Annotated in this window: 20 protein-coding genes; 10 read left to right on the top strand and 10 right to left on the bottom strand. The window is 64.6% G+C overall.

Translation table 11 applies throughout. The annotated features are described in order from the left end of the window. The first annotated feature begins 123 nt into the window (after positions 1-123). Positions 124-1,032: a D-hexose-6-phosphate mutarotase gene (locus E8E91_RS08685; RefSeq protein WP_280375412.1), complete on the top strand. Its 909-nt coding sequence runs from the start codon at positions 124-126 to the stop codon at positions 1,030-1,032. Between the two features lie 162 nt (positions 1,033-1,194). On the opposite strand, the gene E8E91_RS08680 is transcribed toward E8E91_RS08685, so the two are convergent. From E8E91_RS08680 to purE, 4 genes are all read right to left on the bottom strand, one after another. Next, positions 1,195-1,731 carry a DUF3299 domain-containing protein gene (locus E8E91_RS08680; RefSeq protein ID WP_280375411.1) on the bottom strand — a complete coding sequence of 179 codons (537 nt, stop codon included), beginning with the start codon at positions 1,729-1,731 and terminating at the stop codon, positions 1,195-1,197. A 92-nt stretch (positions 1,732-1,823) separates the two neighbouring features. After that, entirely contained in the window at positions 1,824-2,069 is a 246-nt protein-coding gene (locus tag E8E91_RS08675) for a GlsB/YeaQ/YmgE family stress response membrane protein (protein WP_280369864.1), read from the bottom strand. Positions 2,070-2,163: 94 nt separating this feature from the next. Further along, positions 2,164-3,249, bottom strand: coding sequence for a 5-(carboxyamino)imidazole ribonucleotide synthase (locus E8E91_RS08670; RefSeq protein ID WP_280375409.1), 1,086 nt, complete (start codon positions 3,247-3,249; stop codon positions 2,164-2,166). Between the two features lie 3 nt (positions 3,250-3,252). Next, entirely contained in the window at positions 3,253-3,744 is a 492-nt protein-coding gene (gene purE / locus E8E91_RS08665) for a 5-(carboxyamino)imidazole ribonucleotide mutase (RefSeq protein WP_077524410.1), read from the bottom strand. 277 nt (positions 3,745-4,021) lie between these two features. Between purE and adhP the strand changes: the two genes are divergently transcribed. From adhP to E8E91_RS08650, 3 genes are all read left to right on the top strand, one after another. Further along, on the top strand, positions 4,022-5,044 hold the full coding sequence (gene adhP, locus E8E91_RS08660; protein WP_280375407.1) for an alcohol dehydrogenase AdhP: 1,023 nt from the start codon (positions 4,022-4,024) through the stop codon (positions 5,042-5,044). Positions 5,045-5,372: 328 nt separating this feature from the next. After that, entirely contained in the window at positions 5,373-6,113 is a 741-nt protein-coding gene (locus E8E91_RS08655; protein ID WP_280375406.1) for a molecular chaperone, read from the top strand. 49 nt (positions 6,114-6,162) lie between these two features. Beyond that, positions 6,163-7,158 (top strand): fimbrial protein, encoded by a 996-nt coding sequence (locus tag E8E91_RS08650; protein ID WP_280375405.1) that lies wholly within the window; start codon positions 6,163-6,165, stop codon positions 7,156-7,158. Positions 7,159-7,178: 20 nt separating this feature from the next. On the opposite strand, the gene E8E91_RS08645 is transcribed toward E8E91_RS08650, so the two are convergent. Next, positions 7,179-8,087 (bottom strand): LysR substrate-binding domain-containing protein, encoded by a 909-nt coding sequence (locus E8E91_RS08645; RefSeq protein WP_077524407.1) that lies wholly within the window; start codon positions 8,085-8,087, stop codon positions 7,179-7,181. 179 nt (positions 8,088-8,266) lie between these two features. Here E8E91_RS08645 and aspA point away from each other — a divergent pair, with 179 nt between their 5' ends. Continuing rightward, a complete protein-coding gene (gene aspA, locus E8E91_RS08640; protein WP_280375404.1) occupies positions 8,267-9,691 on the top strand; it encodes an aspartate ammonia-lyase in 1,425 nt (474 codons plus the stop codon). A gap of 257 nt (positions 9,692-9,948) precedes the next feature. Here aspA and E8E91_RS08635 read toward each other — a convergent pair whose 3' ends face one another. After that, positions 9,949-11,412: a PLP-dependent aminotransferase family protein gene (locus tag E8E91_RS08635; RefSeq protein ID WP_280375403.1), complete on the bottom strand. Its 1,464-nt coding sequence runs from the start codon at positions 11,410-11,412 to the stop codon at positions 9,949-9,951. A gap of 101 nt (positions 11,413-11,513) precedes the next feature. On the opposite strand from E8E91_RS08635, the gene E8E91_RS08630 reads away from it, so the two are divergent. Genes E8E91_RS08630 through E8E91_RS08620 form a run of 3 tightly spaced genes read left to right on the top strand, consistent with a single transcriptional unit; the run spans position 11,514 to position 13,306 of the window. After that, positions 11,514-12,146: an FMN-binding negative transcriptional regulator gene (locus tag E8E91_RS08630; protein ID WP_280375402.1), complete on the top strand. Its 633-nt coding sequence runs from the start codon at positions 11,514-11,516 to the stop codon at positions 12,144-12,146. Between the two features lie 20 nt (positions 12,147-12,166). After that, positions 12,167-12,619, top strand: a complete 453-nt coding sequence (locus tag E8E91_RS08625) for a GNAT family N-acetyltransferase (protein ID WP_226283084.1) — start codon at positions 12,167-12,169, stop codon at positions 12,617-12,619. Positions 12,620-12,631: 12 nt separating this feature from the next. Then, positions 12,632-13,306: a GNAT family protein gene (locus E8E91_RS08620; protein ID WP_280375401.1), complete on the top strand. Its 675-nt coding sequence runs from the start codon at positions 12,632-12,634 to the stop codon at positions 13,304-13,306. Between the two features lie 107 nt (positions 13,307-13,413). On the opposite strand, the gene E8E91_RS08615 is transcribed toward E8E91_RS08620, so the two are convergent. Beyond that, positions 13,414-14,229: a helix-turn-helix transcriptional regulator gene (locus E8E91_RS08615; RefSeq protein ID WP_151138492.1), complete on the bottom strand. Its 816-nt coding sequence runs from the start codon at positions 14,227-14,229 to the stop codon at positions 13,414-13,416. 178 nt (positions 14,230-14,407) lie between these two features. Here E8E91_RS08615 and E8E91_RS08610 point away from each other — a divergent pair, with 178 nt between their 5' ends. Together E8E91_RS08610 and E8E91_RS08605 are read left to right on the top strand one after the other, a co-directional pair. After that, positions 14,408-15,856, top strand: coding sequence for an alanine/glycine:cation symporter family protein (locus E8E91_RS08610; RefSeq protein WP_151138494.1), 1,449 nt, complete (start codon positions 14,408-14,410; stop codon positions 15,854-15,856). A 96-nt stretch (positions 15,857-15,952) separates the two neighbouring features. Beyond that, on the top strand, positions 15,953-16,936 hold the full coding sequence (locus E8E91_RS08605; protein WP_280375400.1) for an asparaginase: 984 nt from the start codon (positions 15,953-15,955) through the stop codon (positions 16,934-16,936). 152 nt (positions 16,937-17,088) lie between these two features. Here E8E91_RS08605 and E8E91_RS08600 read toward each other — a convergent pair whose 3' ends face one another. The 3 genes from E8E91_RS08600 to oadA form a co-directional block, all read right to left on the bottom strand. Then, entirely contained in the window at positions 17,089-17,706 is a 618-nt protein-coding gene (locus tag E8E91_RS08600) for a hypothetical protein (protein WP_280375424.1), read from the bottom strand. Further along, positions 17,703-18,491 carry an EAL domain-containing protein gene (locus tag E8E91_RS08595; protein ID WP_280375399.1) on the bottom strand — a complete coding sequence of 263 codons (789 nt, stop codon included), beginning with the start codon at positions 18,489-18,491 and terminating at the stop codon, positions 17,703-17,705. Before E8E91_RS08595 ends, E8E91_RS08600 begins: the two co-directional genes overlap by 4 nt. Positions 18,492-18,774: 283 nt before the next feature. Continuing rightward, a complete protein-coding gene (gene oadA, locus E8E91_RS08590) occupies positions 18,775-20,580 on the bottom strand; it encodes a sodium-extruding oxaloacetate decarboxylase subunit alpha (RefSeq protein WP_280375398.1) in 1,806 nt (601 codons plus the stop codon).

Here is a 20,580-nt window from a genome sequence, read left to right as displayed (position 1 = left end):
CCAGCAACCTCAACGCCCTGTCTCTGGTCGAATCCCGGGAAAGCCCTTGCCGCCTCTGCCATGCTGTTTCGAAATAGCAGATGGCGCCCTGGCGGCCCGACAGCACAGCAAGCGGAGATTGCGATGTACGACGAAACCCTGCCCACCGTGGAACAGCTGGAGGTGGATGAACTGGTCTGCTGGCGGGTGCATACCCGTCACGGGGAATTGTTGATGGCCCAGCAGGGCGCGCAGGTCCTGAGCTACCAGCCCCACGGCGAGGAGCCGGTGATCTGGCTCAGCGGCCAGGCCGCCTACCAGAAGGGCAAGGCAGTGCGCGGTGGCGTACCGGTGTGCTGGCCCTGGTTCGGCGACCTGCGGCGCAACCCCGCCGAGATCCAGGGCATGCACCAGGGCGGGCCGATCTGCCCAGCCCATGGCCTGGTACGCGAACGCGACTGGACGCTGCTGGGTATCGACAGCGAAGGCCCGGCAGTGCGCCTGGACTTCGCCCTCGACACCGCCGCCGAACCGCTGCCCGGCTGGCCCCATGCCGCCGAACTGAAGCTGTCCATCCTGATGGACGAGCAACTGCGGATGACCCTGTCCACCCGCAATACCGGCGACCGCCCCCTGGCCATCAGCCAGGCCCTGCACAGCTACTTCGCCGTCAGCGATATCCAGGGCGTGGAAGTGGAAGGCCTGGACGACTGCCGCTACATAGAGACCCTGGAGGACTGGCAGGAGCGCAAGCAGAAGGGTTCTGTCGCCTTCCGCGGCGAAACCGACCGTATCTACCTGGAAACGCCACGACGCATGGCCATCGTCGACCGCGCCTGGAAGCGCCGCATCCTGCTGGAAGCCGACGGTTCCGCGTCTGCCGTGGTGTGGAACCCCTGGATCGACAAGTCCCGGCGGCTGTCCCAGTTCGCCGAAGATGCCTGGAAAGGGATGCTCTGCATCGAAACCGCCCGGGTGATGGACGACTTCCTGGTGCTGCGGCCCGGCGAAGAACAGCAGATGGTGCTCAACATCAGCAGCACGCCGCTTTGATGCCGGTGGTGGGCTGAAGCGGAACGCCGTCCGGCCCACCCTTGGTCTCTATTCATACCTGTAGGGTGCGCCATGCGCACCGATTACAAGGTCAGCCGACACGTCGCACCCAACTCCTGGTGCGCGCGGCGCACCCTACGGTCAGACTCGCGGTACCGACTGCTACAGATCCCCCTCCTCCACCAGCCGCACGCTGCCGGCATCCATGGCATAGGCGGCGTCGGCCAGGTCGTTGCTGACCTGCTCCACCTTGAGGGTGCCGTCGACCCAGATGGGCGCGTAGATGTCGTCGAGCTGGATGCCCTTGGGGTAGCGAACCAGCACGATCTGGTTCGGTGGCGGCGGCGGGACGTGGATGCAGGCGCCGGGATACGGCACCAGGAAGAACAGCGTGCTGCGGCCCTTGGCATCGCTTTCCAGCGGCACCGGGTAGCCGCCGATATGGATCGTCTTGCCGTTCAGCGCCGCTACCGTCTTCGCGGAATACATCACCGCCGGCAGGTTCTTGTCCTGCTGCTTCAGGCCACCTTGCTGGCCGAAGGTGCCGTCGGCCTCGGGCGAGTCGTGGCTGATGTCCGGCATTTCCTCGAGGGCCTTGCGGTCCTCAGGCGGCATCAGTTCCAGCCAGTCGGTTTCGGGGAGTTCGGCGCGGGCGAGGGTGCAGCAGAACAGCAGGAGGAGGCAGGCGAGACGGCGCATGGAAGGACTCTTCAACGCATGGGGCGGGAACATCAGGCGCTAAGACTAACCGCGCGGGAAGTCGGTTCCCAGCCCCACGGAAAAGCGGTCAGCTAACTCTTCCTCACCAGCCCGTAGATCACCAGCAGCACCACCGCGCCTACCACCGCGCCAATGAAGCCAGCGGCCTGCCCGGCCTGGTAGATGCCCACAGCCTGGCCGCCATAGGTGGCCAGCAGCGAACCACCGACACCGAGCAGGATCGTCATGATCCAGCCCATGCTGTCGTCGCCGGGTTTGATGAAACGTGCGATCAGGCCAACGATCAGCCCGATGATGATGGTGCCGATGATGCCCATGTCATGCCCTCCGAAGGTAGTTGAGGCATGCCTGAGCCTAGATGCAGTTGAGAACGCTTGCCATCGACCGCCCCGCAGGGCGGCCGGATGGACGTCAGGGCTTGACGATCAGCGCTTCGACCGCGGCGATCTGGCGATCGAGGGTGGCGCGATCCGCGCAGCGCAGGGTGGCGTGGCCCACCTTGCGGCCGGCCTTGAAGGCCTTGCCGTAGTGGTGCAGGTGGCAGTCGTCGACAGCGATCACTTTATCCACGGCCGGTACTTCGCCGATGAAGTTGAGCATCGCGCTCTCGCCCAGCTTGGCGGTCGAGCCCAGCGGCAGGCCGGCGACGGCACGCAGGTGGTTCTCGAACTGGCTGCACTCGGCGCCTTCGATGGTCCAGTGACCGGAGTTGTGCACGCGCGGGGCGATCTCGTTGGCCTTCAGGCCGCCGTCCACTTCGAAGAACTCGAAGGCCAGCACGCCGACGTAATCGAGCTTGGTCAGCACGCGGCCGACATAGTCCTCGGCCAGGGCCTGGAGCGGATGGTCGGTGCTGGCGATGGACAGGCGCAGGATGCCGTTCTCGTGGGTGTTGTGCACCAGCGGGTAGAAGCGGGTTTCGCCGTCGCGCGCACGCACCGCCACCAGCGAGACTTCGCCGGTGAAGGGCACGAAACCTTCGAGGATGCACGGCACGCTGCCCAGTTCAGCGAAGGCGCCAGTCACGTCTTCCGGCTTGCGCAGGACCTTCTGGCCCTTGCCGTCGTAACCCAGGGTGCGGGTCTTGAGCACGGCAGGCAGGCCGATGCTGGCGGCTGCGGCGTCGAGGTCGGCCTGGGACTGGATATCGGCGAAATCCGGGGTCGGAATGCCGAGGTCCTTGAACATCGACTTCTCGAACCAGCGGTCACGGGCGATGCGCAGGGCTTCGGCGCTCGGGTAGACCGGCACGAACTGCGAGAGGAAGGCCACGGTCTCGGCCGGCACGCTCTCGAACTCGAAGGTCACCAGGTCCACTTCATCGGCCAGTTGGCGCAGGTGGTCCTGGTCGCCGTAGTCGGCGCGGATGTGCTCGCCAAGGGCCTGGGCGCAGGCGTCCGGCGCCGGGTCGAGGAACGCGAAATTCATGCCCAGCGGGGTGCCCGCCAGGGCCATCATGCGGCCGAGCTGGCCGCCACCGATTACGCCGATCTTCATGACTCAGGCCTCACGCGGGTCCGGGTTGTCCAGGACCATGTCGGTCTGCTCGCGGCGGAAATCCTTCAGCGCCACGTGGTATTTCGGGTATTTGCCACCGAGGATGCTCGCAGCCAGCAGGGCGGCGTTGATCGCACCGGCCTTGCCGATGGCCAGGGTGGCGACCGGGATGCCGGCGGGCATCTGCACGATGGACAGCAGGGAGTCGACACCCGAGAGCATGGACGACTGCACCGGCACGCCAAGCACCGGCAAGTGGGTCTTGGCCGCACACATGCCCGGCAGGTGGGCAGCACCGCCGGCACCGGCAATGATCACCTCGATGCCACGGCCTTCGGCTTCTTCGGCGTACTGGAACAGCAGGTCCGGAGTGCGGTGGGCGGAAACCACCTTCACTTCATAGGGAATGCCCAGCTTTTCCAGCATGTCGGTGGTGTGGCTGAGGGTGCTCCAATCGGACTTGGAGCCCATGATCACGCCTACCAGTGCGCTCATCGTCGTGCCTCATCAAAGTGCGCCAGTTGGCGCGACCAAAAAACAACAAGCCACGCAATGGCGTGGCTTGTCTGCAATGTGGGGCCGTGCTGCGGGACGCGCTGCCGGCCGAAGGCCGCGCAGTATAACGCAAAGCCGCGCCTGGCGTGCATTTGCGCTTACCGCTCGTCCAGAGCTGGCGCCGCAGGGCGCGGACGCGGCTAAACCTTGCTCCAGCGCAATGCCCGCAAGAGGTAGCGGCGCAGAATCGGAGGTCTCTTCCAAGGAGGTGCATGCCATGAACCAGACCATGAAAGCTGCGGTTGTCCACGCCTTTGGCGAGCCGCTACGGATCGAGGAAGTGAAGGTTCCCCTGCCCGGCCCGGGGCAGATTCTGGTGAAGATCGAAGCCTCGGGCGTGTGCCACACCGACCTGCACGCCGCCGAAGGCGACTGGCCGGTGAAACCGAGCCTGCCCTTCATTCCCGGCCACGAGGGCGTGGGCTATGTCGCGGCAGTGGGTGCCGGCGTTACCCGCGTGAAGGAAGGCGACCGCGTCGGCGTGCCCTGGCTCTACACCGCCTGCGGCTGCTGCGAGCACTGCCTGACCGGCTGGGAAACCCTCTGCGAAAGCCAGCAGAACACCGGCTACTCGGTGAACGGCGGCTATGCCGAATATGTGCTGGCGGACCCTAACTTCGTCGGTATCCTGCCGAAAAACGTCGAATTCGCCGAGATCGCGCCAATTCTTTGCGCAGGCGTCACCGTCTACAAGGGCCTGAAGGTGACCGGTGCGCGGCCCGGCCAATGGGTGGCGATTTCCGGCATCGGCGGCCTTGGCCATGTGGCTGTGCAATACGCCCGCGCCATGGGGCTGCACGTCGCCGCCGTGGATGTGGATGACACCAAGCTCGAACTGGCGCGCAAGCTCGGCGCCAGCCTGACCATCAACGCACTCGACGAGAACCCTGCCGAGGTGATCCAGCGGGACATCGGCGGCGCCCACGGCGTGCTGGTCACGGCCGTCTCCAACAGCGCCTTCGGCCAGGGCATCGGCATGGCCCGACGCGGCGGCACCGTGGCCCTGGTCGGCCTGCCACCGGGCGACTTCCCGACGCCGATCTTCGACGTGGTGCTGAAGGCCATCAGCATCACCGGCTCCATCGTCGGCACCCGCGCCGACCTGCAGGAAGCCCTGGACTTCGCCGGGGAAGGCCTGGTGAAAGCCACCATCCACCGCGACAAGCTGGACAACATCAACGGCATCTTCGAGCAGATGCGCGCCGGGAAGATCGAAGGGCGCATCGTCGTCGAAATCTGACCCCTCTCCTCTCTCAATGACCCATTACAGCGTGCGGCCCAGCCGCGCACCGTAATGGGTCTACTTCGCAAGCCTTTCCCCGGACAAGTGCAAGTCCCCCTCCTGGCATAGCGCACCTTACATCCATCTCAGAATTTGCTTACTCCCACAACATACGCCCGCCGACATAAAAACTTTCCTGGGAACTTAATACTCCCCGCGTTCGTTTACCTCTAATTCCAGACAGTTGAGAAGTCCAAGCCTGGCACCGCACATACCGAGAGCAATAATTAATCTGTATTCAGGCCTTGAACGTATCAAACACCATATAAGTTCAGAGCCGCAGAAAATGAGACCAACCAAAACCATTTCTTCTAGATTCGTCGCCGCTTTCTTCGCATTACTGAGCAATAGCGCCTGGGCAGACATCAGCTTTGACGGATATACACGCTTCATTTTTGAGAGCAGCCATAAACTACTGACTTTCAATGTCGTCAATGAAGCCAATGAGGCGGCGCTGGTTCAAGTCACACTTGATTGGGGGGAAAATCGAAACTCGGCCTACGTTCCCATGGCCTTATCTCGACCATTGTTGGTAATCCCAGCCAATGGCAAAGCCTCTGTGGATATTCTTTACGAAGGCACGGGCCTGCCCGACAACCAGGAATCCTTCTTCCTATTGAGTGTCCTGGAAGTTCCGAAAGAACCAACAGAGCGAAATACTGCCCAGATTACGCTGCAACATAACCTGAAGCTGTTCTACCGCCCTCACTTCAGCCAATCCCGTGAAGAGGCAGTCGAGAAACTTCGCTGGACTCGGAAAAACCGCGCCACCGGGCAATGGCAGGCGGACAATAACTCGCCGTACTACATGACTCTGACCGACGTCGAGTTACTTGACGAACAGGGGCAACACTGTGGAACTCCGGTCAATCATCTGATGGTGGCGCCATTCAGCACCTTCGACCTCGCCATCCCTGACTGCACCGAGACGCCGAGCCAGCTCGCTTATCGCGTTATCAGCGATGGGGGTGTTGCACACGAGCGAAAGTACGACCTCACGCCAAATCAAGCCAATCAACAACAATGACCTAAATCAATGCTGGATTCTAATAACGCCACGACGGAAGTCTGACCTCATGAAAATCAAACAATTGCCACTAATTTTCCTGACTTTTTTCCTGAGCACCCGCTATAGCTACGCTTTGATATGTCAAGGGGCTTCTTCCGGCAGAATCGACGAGTCGATCACGATCTATACGACTACGGCAATTCCCAGCACACTACCTGAAGGTACGATTCTTTGGCGGCAACCTACAAAGACCATCAAAGTAGAGTGTTGGGTAGATATAAATGGACAACCTAGCGAAAAAATTTACTTCTACCCAAACCCAAATAAGAAAGATTTGGGCGACGATATCGAGGTAGGCGTAACTTTCCAGGGCAAGGATTATCTTTATTCATCGCTTCCAGGTGGAAAGCTGGATATCGGCTGGTATGTCAGGGGCTGCCCCAATGAGTCCGTCTGTGGCATTCAGAAGGAGCGCAAAACCCTGACTTATTCAATCTTTTTCTCGAAGAAATCCCCTGCCAGTGAAAACAAGGAAGGAGCGCTTGCATCCTTACCTAGTTACCGGGCATTCCAATTGGATGGCAAAGGCGGGGTTCGCCCAGGCAAAAGCTACAACCTCACCGTCCGCGGGCTCGGCGGTTTCAGATACGTGCCTTGTGCGTCGACCGTCAGCATATCGCCAAGCACTATCAACTTCGGGCAGATCAGCACCCACGGAGCCGCGACCGGCGCCACGATCAAGGAGACTCCCTTCACCGTCACTGAGAAGCGGTCATGTAACGCTGTTTACGGCGTGAGCGGCTATCTGGAACCCTTGAACGCAACGTTGTCGTATGACGAGAAAACCCTGATACCAACCGACAACAACTCCGTGGGCATCGCTATCCTCGACCCCCGCGACCAGACGGTGATCCCCTTCAAGCAGGAGTTCGTTCTGACCCCTGAAGGCGCCAGCTCTCAGTACAATTCGCGGGAATTCCTGGCACGCCTGAAGTGGATGGTCGGAACGCCCAAACTTGGCGAGTTCAATGCGGGTGCGACGTTGAACATCTTCTACAAGTAGCCTGCGTCGCGCAGCAGTGGTCAGGCCTCCCCGCCCACGCCACCTTCCAGCTTGCGCCACAGCAGGCGGATTGCTGCCTTGCGCACCAGGGCACAGCGGTACAGGCGAATTTCCAGCGGCACGTGCCATTGGCTGCCGCCACAGATCACCAGGTCACCACGGGCCAGCTCGGCCTGGGCGCTGAAGCGCGGCACCCAGGCCACCCCCAACCCTTGCAGCGCCATGCTCTTCAGGCTGTCGGCCATGGCGGTTTCATACACCGTGGTCGAACGCAATGCGCGCTGGCGGAGCAAGATGTTCACGGAACGGCCGAGGAAGGCACCGGCGCTATAGGCCAGCAGCGGCACGCTCTGGCCGCTGTCCAGTTCGAAGAGCGGTTTGCCGCTGGCGTCCACCGCGCAGACCGGCAGCATTTCGGTTCGTCCGAGGTTCATCGAGGGGAAGATTTCCGGGTCCATCTGCAGCGCCGCGTCCGGGTCGTAGAAGGCCAGGATCAAGTCGCAACCCCCTTCACGCAGCGAGTGCACGGCCTCACCGACGTTGGTGGCGATCAGGCGGCTGGCGATGTTCAGCCCATCGGCCCGCAGCCGGGCGATCCACTGCGGGAAAAAGCCCAGCGCCAGGGAGTGCGCGGCGGCGAACTGCAGCACCTCGCCCTGCTGGCCTTCCAGGTGATGCAGGTGACGCACCACCTCGCCCAACTGGTCCACCATGCTGCGCGCGGTCACCAGGAACAGCTGCCCGGACTCCGTCAGCTCGATGGGGGTGCGCGAGCGGTTGACCAGCGTCAGCCCCAGCGCCGCCTCCAGGCTGCGGATGCGTCGGCTGAAGGCCGGCTGGGTCACGAAACGCCGCTCGGCGGCCTGGGAAAAGCTGCGGGTGTTGGCCAGGGCGACAAAGTCTTCCAGCCATTTGGTTTCCAGGTTCATCTGCGTCTTCCGGAATGCTCGATTTTGGTGCACACGCTCGCGGTGCAACCCGCGTCACGCGGGCATTATGCCGATTGTGCATGACCTAGCGAATAACAGCATTGGCCGACAAATGGCTACAGGCCTAGATTATTGGGCATCGCGGCACTGGCCGTGTTCCCCCAGAGATGAATCGCATCATGTCCTCCGCTGCATCCTTCCGCATCGAAAAAGACCTGCTCGGCACCCTCGAAGTACCCGCTGACGCTTACTACGGCATCCAGACACTGCGCGCGGTTCACAACTTCCGCCTGTCCGGCGTACCGCTGTCGCACTACCCGAAGCTGGTCATCGCCCTGGCTATGGTCAAGCAGGCCGCCGCCGATGCCAACAAGCAGCTCGGTCACCTCAGCGCCGACAAGCACGCCGCCATCAGCGAAGCCTGTGCACGTCTGATCCGCGGTGACTTCCACGACCAGTTCGTGGTGGACATGATCCAGGGTGGCGCCGGTACCTCCACCAACATGAACGCCAACGAGGTGATCGCCAACATCGCCCTGGAGGCCATGGGCAAGCAGAAGGGCGAGTACAAGCACCTGCACCCGAACAACGACGTGAACATGGCGCAGTCGACCAACGACGCCTACCCCACCGCCATTCGCCTCGGCCTGCTGCTGGGCCACGACGCCCTGCTGGCCAGCCTCGACAGCCTGATCCAGGCCTTCGCCGCCAAGGGTAAAGAGTTCGCCGACGTACTGAAGATGGGCCGTACCCAGCTGCAGGACGCCGTGCCGATGACCCTCGGCCAGGAATTCCACGCCTTCGCCACCACTCTGGGCGAAGACCTCGACCGCCTGCGTCGCCTGGCGCCCGAGCTGCTGACCGAAGTGAACCTCGGCGGCACCGCCATCGGCACCGGCATCAACGCCGACCCGGGCTATCAGAAGCTGGCCGTCGAGCGCCTGGCAGCCATCAGCGGCCACCCGGTCGTCCCGGCCGCCGACCTGATCGAAGCCACCTCCGACATGGGCGCCTTCGTGCTGTTCTCCGGCATGCTCAAGCGCACCGCGGTCAAGCTGTCGAAGATCTGCAACGACCTGCGCCTGCTCTCCAGCGGTCCGCGTACCGGCATCAACGAGATCAACCTCCCGCCGCGCCAGCCGGGCAGCTCGATCATGCCGGGCAAGGTCAACCCGGTTATCCCGGAAGCCGTCAACCAGGTGGCCTTCGAAGTCATCGGTAACGACCTGGCCCTGACCCTGGCAGCCGAAGGCGGCCAGCTGCAGCTGAACGTGATGGAGCCGCTGATCGCCTACAAGATCTTCGACTCGATCCGCCTGCTCCAGCGCGCCATGGACATGCTGCGCGAGCACTGCATCGTCGGCATCACCGCCAACGTCGAGCACTGCCGCCGCCTGATGGAAAACTCCATCGGCCTGATCACCGCGCTGAACCCGTACATCGGTTACGAGAACGCCACCCGCATCGCCAAGGAAGCCCTGGAAAGTGGCCGCGGCGTGCTGGAACTGGTGCGTGAAGAGAAGCTGCTGGACGAGTCCATGCTGGCCGACATCCTCCGCCCGGAAAACATGATCGCCCCGCGCCTCGTGCCGCTGAAGGGCTGATCAGGCAAACGAACTCACCAGGAGGGGCCTCGCCCCTTCATCCTTCGAGGATGGCGCCAGCCATCCTTTTTTTTGCCCAGTAGGAGCGAATTCATTCGCGAAGGGCATCGATCGCGATTGAAATCGCTCCCACAATTGCGCCCCCCGGATTAGCCAGCGTCGGAACAGTGGATTCACAGGAGCGAGCTCTGCTCGCGAATGGCGGACAAACCGTTACCCATGTCTCCCGACAGAAAGCTTCGCGAGCAAGCTCGCTCCTACAGGTGCCACGCCTTGCGGAGGGTACGGATTGCCTCGGCGATCTGCGCTTCCGGCACGGCGGCAAAGCCCAGCACCAGCCCGGCGCGGTTATCCACAGGCTCCGCGCTGTTCTCCAGCCAGTATTCGCTCAGGCCGTTCAGCTCCACCCCGGCCGCTCGTGCGCTATTCACGAGCTCCCGCTCGCGGGCCAGGCTGTCCACCCGCACGCACAGGTGCAGGCCGGCATCCACCGGCGGCATGGGCGCGCAGCCGGGAATGAATTCGGGCCAGTCACGCAGCAGCGCATCACGGCGGGCGCGGGCGGCCAGGCGCATGCGCCGCACGTGGCGCTGGAAATGCCCGGCGGCGATGAACTCGGCCATCACCGCCTGGGTGCCGATTTCCGAGTGACGCATATCCAGGGCGCGGCGCCGGGCGAAGGATTCGGCCAGGGCTGGCGGCAGCACCAGATAGCCCAGGCGCAGCGCGGGGAAGGTGATCTTGCAGAAGGTGCCCACGTAGATCACCCGCCCCTGCCGATCCAGCGCAGCCAGGGGCGCCAGCGGGGTTCCGCTGTAGCGGTACTCGCCGTCGTAGTCGTCCTCGACTATCCAGCCGTCGCGGCGTTCGGCCCACTCCAGCAGTTCCAGGCGCCGCGCCAGGGACAGGGTCACGCCTGTGGGGTACTGATGCGAAGGGGTGACGTAGGCCAGCCGGCAATCCTCCACCCGCGCCAGCGCGGCGCAGTCCAGGCCGTCGTTATCCACAGGCACGCCGCACAGCTCGGCACCGGCCACGGCGAAGGCATGGCCGGCGGCGCGATAGCCGGGGTTCTCGATAGCCACACGATCGCCGGGCTGCACCAGCAACTGGGCGCAGAGGCTGATGGCCTGCTGGGCGCCGCAGGTGATCACCACCTGCGCCGGGTCGCAGGACATCCCGCGACTGCTGCGCAGGTAAGCGGCCACCAGCTCGCGCAGGCCCCAGTCCCCCGCCGGGTCGCCATAGCCCAGTCGCGCCGGCGATGGCTTGCGCCAGAAGCGGGCCTGCAGCCGCGCCCAGGTTTCGAAGGGGAACAGATCGAAGGCCGGCACGCCGATGCGGAACGCCCTTGGCGCGCCCGTGACCGGCGGCGGCAAGTGGTGCTCCTGCAAGCGCTGCAACGCTGGGCCGGGCGCAGGCCCCGCCGGTGGCTGGGGCACGGGGCGCGCTGTGGATAACTCGGCGACATAGGTGCCGTCGCCCACCCGGCCTTCCACATAGCCTTCGGCGTAGAGCTGGTCGAAGGCGCGGGTCACGGTGTTGCGGGAAATCCCCAGCAGCGCTGCCAGGTCGCGCGTCGCCGGCAGGCGCGTGCGACTGCCCAAACGGCCGTCGAGGATGCGTTCACGCAGGGCCTGGTAGAGCTGGCGCGACAAGCCCTGGCCGGGGTCCAGGCGAATGCCGGAAAGGTCGACGGGAAGCGGTGGCGTGGCAGGCATGCTCGGGCCTCGGATTGGCTCTATCGAACTGGCGGTAAATGGCTCTTACAACAGTCCAATATCCTGCCTAGCATGGAGCCATTCCGCCAGGAGAAGCCTTCATGTACGTCCCCTCCGCCTTCCGCCAGAACGACCTCGCCCAGCTCCATGCACAGATGCAGGCCACCGGCCTCGCCGTGCTGACCAGCGCCGGCAGCCAGGGCCTGCTGGCCAGCCACCTGCCGCTGCTGCTGGAGCCCGGTGAAGGGGAGTACGGCACGCTCTATGGCCACTTCGCCCGCGCCAATCCGCACTGGCGCGACCTCGCCGAAGGCACCGAAGCGCTGGTGGTATTCGCCGGCCCGGACGCCTACGTCACGCCCACCTGGTACCCGGCCAAGGCCGATCACGGCAAGGTGGTGCCCACCTGGAACTACATCGCCGTGCATGCCTGGGGCCAGGCCGAGGTATTCGACGACCCCGAGCGGCTGCTGCAGGTGGTCAGCCGCCTCAGCAACCGCCACGAAGCCGGCCGGCCGCAACCCTGGGCCGTGGACGAGGCACCCCACGAATACCTCGACAGCATGCTCCGCGCCATCGTCGGCTTCGCCCTGCCCATCCGCCGCCTGGAAGGCAAATGGAAGCTCGGCCAGAACCGCTCCGCCGCCGACCAGGCCGGCGTTCGCGAGGGCCTGGCCGGATCCGCCAACCCGCGCGACCGTGAACTGGCCGAGCGGATGTCCCTGATCGACTGACCCCAACAAGGAAGAAACCCATGTCCGCCGCACCGCTTGAAATCCGCCCGGTCAGCGCCGCCGACCACGCCGCCTGGCTGCCGCTCTGGCAGGGCTACCAGCGCTTCTACAAGACTGAAATCCCCGCCGAGACCACCGCCGTGACCTGGCAGCGCTTCCTCGATCCGGCCGAGCCGATGAACGCCGCCCTGGCCTGGCGCAATGGCGAGGCCGTGGGCCTGGTGCACTTCATCTATCACCGCAGCTGCTGGACCGTGGGCGACTACTGCTACCTGCAGGACCTGTACGTCGCCGAAGGCGTGCGCGGCGGCGGCATCGGCCGCCAGCTGATCGAACACGTCTACGCCGAGGCCCGCGCCGCCGGCGCCTCGCGGGTGCACTGGCTGACCCACGAAACCAACACCGACGCCATGCAGTTGTATGACCGCATCGCCGACCGTTCCGGCTTCGTCCAGTACCGCAAGATCCTCTGACCGGAGAGCAGCATGAGCAACCAGGACCTGAGCCACTGGCAGCCACGCCCTGCCCCAGCCCACACACCGCTGCCGGGGCGCTTCGTGCGACTCGAGCCGCTGGACGCCGCGCGCCACGGCGATGACCTCTGGCACGCCCTGCAGGGTCCGGACCCGGCGCTGTGGGACTACCTGCCCTACGGCCCCTTCGCCAGCCGCGAACCCTTCGACGCCTGGCTGGAGGGCAACGCCGCCAGCCGCGATCCGCTTTTCTATACGGTCGTTGACCTCGCCAGCGGCCGCGCCCTAGGCGTGCTCAGCTACCTGCGCATCGCCCCGAAGGACGGCGTCATCGAGATCGGCCATATCGCCTTCGGCAAAGCCATGCAGCGCACGCCAGGCTCCACCGAAGCGGTCTGGTTGCTGGCCCGCCACGCCTTCGACGACCTCGGCTACCGCCGCCTGGAATGGAAGTGCAACGCGCAGAACGCCCGCTCCATGCGCGCCGCCGAGCGCCTGGGCTTCAGCTATGAAGGGCTGTTCCGCCAGCACATGATCGTCAAGGGCCAGAACCGCGACACCGCGTGGTTCTCCATCATCGATGGCGAATGGCCGAAATGCCGGGAAGCCTTCGAGCGCTGGCTGTCTGTGGATAACTTCGATGGGGAGGGACGGCAGCACCAATCGCTGGAAGGGCTCAGGCGTTGAGCCAGGGGACCGCTGCGCGGTCCTTTCGCGACTGAAGTCGCTCCCACAGGTGAAGCACGCACCCGAATCGTGGGAGCGAATTCATTCGCGATGCCCTTGCACCCAGCTCACTCGATCTCGAACAGCCCGTTCTTGAGCGGCGCCACATCCAGGCGCTGGCGCACGTCGTCGTCGATGCGCGGATCGTCGGGGCGGTAGAGCTTCACCTGGCGGTAGGCAGCGACACGGTTGATCTCCGGGCCGAGGAATTCCCAGACCACGCGGGTGCAGGCCGGATTGCGCCGGTCGCCGCTGGAGACGCCGGTCTTCAGACCGTTGAGGCGCGTGATGCGGCTTTTGTAACTGGGAATGAGGATGGTCTGGCTCATCTCGTTCAAGGTGAGCGATTCGTAGTCCACCAGGAACAGGCGATCCTGCAGCTGGAAGGCCGCGCCCAGGTAGCGGCAGCGCACCCAGTCCTCGGCCCCCACGTCCGGGCTGCTGGATCGCTCCTGACGCTCCTGCCGCTCGAAGAGGAAGTTGCCGTCCTCCTCCCACAGGTGCACCAGCGACAGCAGCACCGTGCCCGGCACGGACATGCAGTTGGAGTATTCGAAGTAGTAGCCGCAGTAGCGCGACAGGTTGCCGGAATGCTCGCGCAAGGGCTGCAGCAGGCTGAGCAGCGGGTCATTGGCGCGGGCGAGACTTTCCGACTGGCGGACGCCGATCAGCCGGGCGAACTGCTCGGTGGGCAGGGCCAGTTCGTAGTCCTCGACGCCGAAAAAATCACCGATGCGCTTGAGGTTGTAGGCGGTCGGGTGGCTCTGCCCGCTCAGGTACTTGTTGAACTGGGCGCGGTTGATCGCCAGCTTGCGGCAAACCTCCGAGATAGAGCGGTAGTGGCTGCACAGTAGCTTGAGGTTTTCGCCCAGATTGTCCGACACCGCCCATTACCCCCTGTTGCGAGTGGCGCGACTATAGCATCAAGTCGCATCACGTCGAATAAAGCCGCGAAATTGTCTGATATGTCGCATTCCCCAACCATGCGCGGCAACGGCAGAGGCGTGTCCGCCCGAAGCCTTCGTCCATCACGCGAACAAAATAAGAATCGAGGTCTCACTCATGCTTGAAGTGATCAACGACTTCCTCTCGGGGAAAGTGCTCATCGTGCTCATCGTCGGGCTCGGCACCTATTTCACCCTCCGCTCCCGCTTCGTCCAGTTCCGCCATTTCGGCCACATGTTCAGCGTGTTCAAGGAATCCATCCGTGGCCAGGCCGGCCAGCTGAGCTCCTTCCAGGCCCTGATGCTGAGCCTCGCCGGCCGCGTTGGCGCCGGTAACATCGCCGGTGTCGGCCTGGCCGTGACCCTCGGCGGCCCCGGCGCCGTGTTCTGGATGTGGGTCACCGCGCTGGTCGGCATGTCCAGCAGCTTCTTCGAGTGCACCCTGGCCCAGGTCTACAAGCGCGCCGATGGCGACGGCCTGTACCGTGGCGGCCCGTCCTACTACATCCAGCATGGCCTGAAGCTGCGCTGGATGGCGCTGACCTTCGCCGTGCTGCTGCTGGTGACCTACGGCTTCGCCTTCAACGGCCTGCAAGCCTTCACCGTGACCCACTCCCTGGAAAACGCCTTCGGTCTGCCGGTGCAGTACACCGGTATCGGCCTGGCCGTGCTCCTGGGCCTGGTGTTCATCGGCGGCATCAAGCGCATCGCCTCGGTGTCCGACCTGCTGGTACCGGTCAAGACCCTGGCCTACATCGCCGTCACCTGCTACGTGATCATTTCCCAGATCGAGCTGGTGCCGGACATGCTGGTCACCATCGTGAAGAGCGCCTTCGGCCTTGAGCCGGCCTTCGCCGGCCTGCTGGGCAGCGCCATCGTAATGGGCGTGAAGCGCGGCGTGTTCGCCAACGAAGCGGGCCTGGGCAGCGCGCCCAACGTCGCCGCCGTGGCTGCCGTGAAGCACCCGGCCGCCCAGGGCGTGGTGCAGGCGTTCAGCGTGTTCCTCGACACCTTCGTGATCTGCACCTGCACCGCGCTGCTGATCCTGCTGTCCGGCTTCTATACCCCAGGCTTCGAAGGCGACGGCATCGTGCTGACCCAGAACTCCCTGGCCGCCGTGGTCGGTGAGTGGGGCCGCGTGTTCATCAGCGTCGCGCTGAGCCTCTTCGTCTTCACCTGCATCCTGTACAACTACTACCTCGGCGAGAACGCCCTGCAGTTCCTGGCCGGCCGCAGCCGCGCCGCCCTGCTGACCTACCGTGGCCTGGTGCTGGCACTGATCTGCTGGGGCTCCATGCAGAACCTGGGCACCGTGTTCGCCTTCGCCGACATCACCATGACCTGCCTCGCCTTCGTCAACCTGCTGGCCCTGGCCATGCTGATCAAGGTCGGCCTGCGGGTGATGCGCGACTACGACGAGCAACGCAAGGCAGGCATCAACCAGCCGGTGTTCGACTCCGCCAAGTTCGCTGACCTGGACCTGGACCGCGACGCCTGGCCGGCCAACCCGGCGCCGAGCGAGGACACCATCCCCGTCGCTCACGGCCTGGCGCAAAGCCACCGCTGATCGAGCGTTCCGGTAGTACCTGGTGCCGCTCCTCCGCTGATGCGGGGAGCGGCACTGTCGTTTCTGCATCCTGCTTTTTTCGAGTTTTCCCGACCCATGAATGCTGTGAAGAACCTTTTCGTGCTCTACACCGGCGGCACCATCGGCATGCTGCAGACTCCCGAAGGCCTGGCCCCGGCCAGCGGCTTCGAGGCACGCATGCGCGAGCAGCTGGACGGCCAGGGAGTGGCACTGGATTGGCACTTCCAGGAACTGCTGCCGCTGATCGATAGCGCCAACATGCGCCAGACCAACTGGCTGGCCATGCGCGATGCGATAGTCGACGCGGTGGAACGCGGTCACGACGGCGTGCTGCTGCTGCACGGCACCGACACCCTGGCCTACAGCGCGGCGGCCCTGGGCTTCCTGATGCTGGGCCTGCCGGTACCCGTGGTGCTGACCGGCGCCATGCTGCCGGCTGGTAGCGACGGCAGCGATGCCTGGCCGAACCTGCTGGGCGCCATCCGTGCGCTGCAGGCGGGAGTCGCACCCGGCGTGCATCTCTTCTTCAATGGCGAGCTGCTGCACGGCGCCCGCGCCAGCAAGCTGCGCTCGGAGGCCTTCGACGCCTTCGCCGTACTGCCGCGCCCACGGGAGGGCGAACGCGCCGGCCGGATTCCCGCCGGACTGGATTACCGCAGCCCGCGCCAGCCGGTGAACCTCGCGGTGCTGCCGCTCTTCCCCGGTGTGGCGGCGAGCCATGTGGAGGCACTGCTGGGCAGCGGCGTGCAGGGCCTCTTGCTGGAGTGCTACGGCAGCGGCACCGGCCCGTCCGACGACAAGGCGCTACTCGACGTCCTGCGCGCCGCCCACCAGCGTGGCGTGGTGCTGGCCGCCATCAGCCAGTGCCCGGCCGGGCATATGCAGGCGGGCGTGTACGCCGCCGGCAGCCAGTTGCTGGCCACCGGCCTGGTGCCGGCCGGCGGCATGACCCGCGAGGCCGCGCTGGGCAAGCTGTTCGCCCTGCTCGGCGTCGGCATGCGCCAGGAAGAAGTGGAGCAGTGGTTTGCCGTGGATCTGTGCGGGGAGATGGTGGAGTGAGCGCCACACGACACTGATGGGTAGGAGCGAGCTTGCTCGCGAAACGGCCGAGCACGATCCTTCGCGAGCAAGCTCGCTCCTACAGAAACCACCCAATGGCTCCGCTTGATGGGTTTCGCTCCGCTCTACCGCATCCTACGGGCGCTGACTCCTCAAAACGGCCACCAGCCTCGTCCGTCCTCCAGCGCTTCGCGGCACTGAGCCAGTTGCCGTCCATAGGCTCTCGACTGCTGGTCCACCTTGCGCGCCACTTGCATCAGCCAGGGTTTCTGGCGGTAGCTGCCGCGCCGGAATCCGCCCCGCCCTTCGTGATAGGCCAGGTACTGGTTGTAGGCATCCCACTTCGAGAGTCCCAGGTGGCGGCTGCTGGCGTCGGTGTACCAGCCGATGAAATCGGTGGCGTCGTCGAAATCGCTCCGTGAACCGCCGTCTCCTGTCGCCCGCTCGTAGTCGTCCCAGGTGCCATCGAGCGCCTGGGCGTAGCCGTAGGCGGAGGTGACCCGTCCCCAGGGAATGAACCCCAGGACGTAGTTGCGCGGCGGGAGGGCATCATGCCGATAGCTGCTTTCCTGGTCGATGAAGGCCATCGCCACGTGGATGGGCGTGCCCCAGCGCTGCTCCATTTCCCGCGCGCCCTCGTACCAGTCGGGGTACTGGCGGAAGATCGCGCACAGGTCGTCCGGTGCACGCGGCGGCGCCGTGGCGCAGCCGGCGAGCAGGAGAACGATCAGCAGAATCGGGGCGATTCGACGCCCCCGCCCAGCAGTCAGACTCGCTCCGGCCGGCCAAGCCGGTAGCCCTGGAACAGCTTGAACGGGAGCCCCTTGACCAGATCGTATTGCCAGTCGGTCTCGACCTTTTCGGCGACCAGCTCGACGGGGTAGCGGTGGATGAACTGGTAGAGCCTTTCCATGAGGCGCGCGTAATGGTCCGACATGAAGGCCTCGTCACCGCGACAGGCGATGCCCAGGTCGAAGAGATCAAGCTTCACCACATCGCACAGGCCCAGGTCGAGCTCCCAGTGGATGGGGGAATGGATGTCGTAGTCATCGAGCGCAACCTGCACGCCCTCCTGCCGCAGCCGGATCAGCCCGTTCATGTAGGCCTTGAATGCCTCCGGGGCGTCCAGCGGCCGCTCAGTGACCTCGACCACCAGTTGGGCACCGGTGCTGAGCAGGTCGGCAGCGCTTTCGATCAGTTCGTCGACCATCGCCGGCTTGGCCAGGCTGCGCTTCTCGACATTGACGAAGTGCCGCACCATCGCCTGCCCGCCACGCTGGTCGTTCAGCTGGCGGTGGTAATGGGTGTCGAGCAGGCAACGCATGCGCAGCCCCAGCAGCAGCTCCCGGGTGACGCTGTGCAGAAGGTCGTCGGACATCCTGTAGATGGCCAGATCGCCGGTGCCGTCGAAGCGCGCCAGGTTCTCGAATCCGATGATGCATTCCTGCCGGTCCAGGATTGGCTGCAGCCGAACCTCGGCCAGCCAGGCCGAGAGGAAAATGGGCTTGCCGGTGGGCGGCACGGGCGGAACGTCGCGCATGGGACGAAGGGGCATGGACCTGCTCCCGCAATTGGAGATGCGCGCAGGCTAGGTATCCGGCCCTCGATGATGGAAATCAGAAATCGTCATTGGCACGAGCAGGGGCTAGCAGGATGACGCTGATCCGGTAGGGTGCGCCGTGCGCACCGGCGGTTTGACCAGATGCCGTGGCGGTTCGTGGAATCGGTGCACACACAGCGCACCCTACGATCCAGACCGAGCCAAAGACATCTACCTTCTTCTCGGACACAAAAAAAGGGAGCCTTGCGGCTCCCTACGGGGACTATCGCCGGAGCAATCAGGCGATTTCGATCAGGATCTCGCCCGGGTTCACGCGGTCGCCCTTGGCCACGTGGATGGCCTTGACGGTACCGGCGATGGGCGCCTGGACTTCGGTTTCCATCTTCATCGCTTCGGTGATCAGTACGGCCTGACCGGCTTTCACCTGGTCGCCTTCCTTCACCAGCACGTCGACGATGTTGCCCGGCATGGTGGTGCTGACATCGCCCGGGGCGCTGGCCTGCTTGCGCTTGCTGCCGGCACCTGCGACGAACTCGTTGAGCGGCTCGAACACCACCTCTTCCGGCATGCCGTCGATGGCGAGGTAGAAGTGGCGCTTGCCGTCGCTCTTCACACCGACGCCGGTGATGTCGATGCGGTAGCTCTCGCCATGCACGTCCACCACGAACTCAGTCGGAGTACCTTCGCCGCCGACCGCAACCGCACCCTTGCCGTTGGGCATGGGCAGCAGCTCTTCCGGCTTCAGGGTGCCGGCGGCGCGCTCTTCGAGGAACTTGCGGCCAATGTCCGGGAACATGGCGAAGGTCAGCACGTCCTCTTCGCACTTGGCCAGGCTGCCAATGTCGGCGCGCAGCTTGTCCAGCTCGGGCTTGATCAGGTCGGCCGGACGCACGTCGATGACTTCTTCGTTGCCGATGGCCTGGCGGCGCAGCTGCTCGTTGATCTCACCCGGCGCCTTGCCGTAGCGGCCCTGCAGGTAGAGCTTCACTTCGTTGGTGATGGTCTTGTAACGCTCGCCGGCCAGCACGTTGAAGAAGGCCTGGGTGCCGACGATCTGCGAGGTCGGCGTCACCAGGGGCGGGAAGCCGAGGTCGGCACGCACGCGCGGGATTTCTTCCAGCACTTCGGCCATGCGGTTGAGGGCGCCCTGCTCCTTCAGCTGGTTGGCCAGGTTGGAGATCATGCCGCCCGGAACCTGGTTGACCTGCACGCGGGTGTCCACGCCGGTGAATTCGCTTTCGAACTGGTGGTACTTCTTGCGCACGGCGTGGAAGTACATGCCGATTTCCTGGATCAGCTCCAGGTCCAGGCCGGTGTCGAAGGGGGTGTTGCGCAGGGCGGCAACCATCGACTCGGTGCCCGGGTGGCTGGTGCCCCAGGCCATGCTGGAGATGGCGGTATCGATACGGTCAGCACCGTTCTCCACGGCCTTCAATTGGCACATGCTGGCCACGCCGGCGGTGTCGTGGGAGTGCACCACCACTTCCAGCGGCAGGGCATCCTTCAGGGCCTTGACCAGGTCGCCGGTGGCGAACGGGGTCAGCAGGCCGGCCATGTCCTTGATGGCGATGGAGTCGACACCCATGGCAGCCATGGTCTTGGCCTGATTCACGAAGGCGTCGATGGTGTGCACGGGGCTGGTGGTGTAGCAGATGGTGCCCTGGGCGTGCTTGCCGGCGGCCTTCACGGCTTCGATGGAGACACGCAAGTTACGCACGTCGTTCATCGCGTCGAAGATGCGGAACACGTCGATGCCGTTGACCGCGGCCTTGGCGACGAAGGCACGAACCACGTCATCGCTGTAGTGGCGGTAGCCCAGCAGGTTCTGGCCGCGCAGGAGCATCTGCAGGCGGGTGTTGGGCAGGGCGGCCTTGAGCTTGCGCAGGCGCTCCCACGGGTCTTCCTTGAGGAAGCGCACGCAGGCGTCGAAGGTGGCGCCGCCCCAGACTTCCAGCGACCAGTAGCCGACCTTGTCGAGCTTGTCGCAGATGGGAAGCATGTCTTCGGTGCGCATGCGGGTGGCCAGCAGGGACTGGTGCGCATCGCGCAGGATGGTATCGGTGATCGAAATCTTCTTGCTCAT

It is taken from the genome of Pseudomonas sp. BN515 (assembly GCF_029873155.1).
GTDB lineage: Bacteria > Pseudomonadota > Gammaproteobacteria > Pseudomonadales > Pseudomonadaceae > Metapseudomonas.
Note: the sequence above shows the minus strand (reverse complement) of the source record. Positions and strands in the feature narration are given on the sequence as shown.

Coding starts and splice junctions, on each gene's coding strand:
- E8E91_RS08685 (WP_280375412.1), top strand. CDS start 124: ATGTACGACGAAACCCTGCCCACCGTGGAACAGCTGGAGGTGGATGAA.
- E8E91_RS08680 (WP_280375411.1), bottom strand. CDS start 1,731: ATGCGCCGTCTCGCCTGCCTCCTCCTGCTGTTCTGCTGCACCCTCGCC.
- E8E91_RS08675 (WP_280369864.1), bottom strand. CDS start 2,069: ATGGGCATCATCGGCACCATCATCATCGGGCTGATCGTTGGCCTGATC.
- E8E91_RS08670 (WP_280375409.1), bottom strand. CDS start 3,249: ATGAAGATCGGCGTAATCGGTGGCGGCCAGCTCGGCCGCATGATGGCC.
- purE (WP_077524410.1), bottom strand. CDS start 3,744: ATGAGCGCACTGGTAGGCGTGATCATGGGCTCCAAGTCCGATTGGAGC.
- adhP (WP_280375407.1), top strand. CDS start 4,022: ATGAACCAGACCATGAAAGCTGCGGTTGTCCACGCCTTTGGCGAGCCG.
- E8E91_RS08655 (WP_280375406.1), top strand. CDS start 5,373: ATGAGACCAACCAAAACCATTTCTTCTAGATTCGTCGCCGCTTTCTTC.
- E8E91_RS08650 (WP_280375405.1), top strand. CDS start 6,163: ATGAAAATCAAACAATTGCCACTAATTTTCCTGACTTTTTTCCTGAGC.
- E8E91_RS08645 (WP_077524407.1), bottom strand. CDS start 8,087: ATGAACCTGGAAACCAAATGGCTGGAAGACTTTGTCGCCCTGGCCAAC.
- aspA (WP_280375404.1), top strand. CDS start 8,267: ATGTCCTCCGCTGCATCCTTCCGCATCGAAAAAGACCTGCTCGGCACC.
- E8E91_RS08635 (WP_280375403.1), bottom strand. CDS start 11,412: ATGCCTGCCACGCCACCGCTTCCCGTCGACCTTTCCGGCATTCGCCTG.
- E8E91_RS08630 (WP_280375402.1), top strand. CDS start 11,514: ATGTACGTCCCCTCCGCCTTCCGCCAGAACGACCTCGCCCAGCTCCAT.
- E8E91_RS08625 (WP_226283084.1), top strand. CDS start 12,167: ATGTCCGCCGCACCGCTTGAAATCCGCCCGGTCAGCGCCGCCGACCAC.
- E8E91_RS08620 (WP_280375401.1), top strand. CDS start 12,632: ATGAGCAACCAGGACCTGAGCCACTGGCAGCCACGCCCTGCCCCAGCC.
- E8E91_RS08610 (WP_151138494.1), top strand. CDS start 14,408: ATGCTTGAAGTGATCAACGACTTCCTCTCGGGGAAAGTGCTCATCGTG.
- E8E91_RS08605 (WP_280375400.1), top strand. CDS start 15,953: ATGAATGCTGTGAAGAACCTTTTCGTGCTCTACACCGGCGGCACCATC.
- E8E91_RS08595 (WP_280375399.1), bottom strand. CDS start 18,491: ATGCCCCTTCGTCCCATGCGCGACGTTCCGCCCGTGCCGCCCACCGGC.
- oadA (WP_280375398.1), bottom strand. CDS start 20,580: ATGAGCAAGAAGATTTCGATCACCGATACCATCCTGCGCGATGCGCAC.